Origin of the sequence: Chromohalobacter sp. HP20-39 (assembly GCF_033052815.1) — a bacterium.
GTDB lineage: Bacteria > Pseudomonadota > Gammaproteobacteria > Pseudomonadales > Halomonadaceae > Chromohalobacter.
On record NZ_JAWHTP010000066.1, the window covers coordinates 1 to 655 of the forward strand.

The window sequence follows — 655 nt, forward strand, 5'->3', positions numbered from 1 at the left end:
GGCCGCGTGTGGCGCTCTCGCAGTAAGCCCCGGGCTATCTCCGGAAGGCCGAATGAGGATGCGAGCGTAGCCGTGAGGGTGGTAGCTCAGGGAGCAGGCCGGTCTCCAAATCCGCGCCGAGTTGGGTTCGATTCCTACGCTGCCCGCCAGAGGAAAGCCCCGGTACGCAAGCCGGCAGGTGGGTGCAGAGCCCGCGCACAGATCAATGCGGGGTAGCTCAGCGGAACGAGCGGCGGGCTCATAACCCGAAGGTCGGTGGTTCAAATCCACCCTCCGCAACCAGTTTCACGACTTCATCGCTGTCTCCTCCGTCGCTCGAAAGGCGACCTTAGCGCCCGCTTGGCTTCGGCCGGCGGGCGCGTTGTTTTTGTCGAGACCAACATGCACACACACCAGTCCGAACGGCACCCCAAGGCGGAGCGGTGGCCAAACGCCTGACCAGCGCAGTTGACGTGCTAGCTCGCCCGCGGCCGCCTGAGTTCCTGCTTGATCCCGAGAACTGGACCCACCACTACGAGCCGGCCAAGGACATGGCCGACTGGGTGAGGTCGCAGATCATCGAGGAAGGGCCGCTCCATAACGATGAGCACGCCCATCTGTTGGATGCTGACATCGCATTTCTCTGGGCGGCCGAGCGGTACGTAAAGCAGGGCCG

1 protein-coding gene and 1 tRNA gene are annotated in these 655 nt (G+C 64.1%); both read left to right on the forward strand.

Translation table 11 applies throughout. From position 1 onward, the window contains the following. The first annotated feature begins 206 nt into the window (after positions 1–206). Positions 207–282, forward strand: a tRNA-Met gene (locus RVY79_RS16905). A gap of 140 nt (positions 283–422) precedes the next feature. After that, positions 423–655, forward strand: a 233-nt coding sequence (locus RVY79_RS16910) for a hypothetical protein (protein WP_411161738.1), incomplete at its 3' end; no start/stop codon positions are given.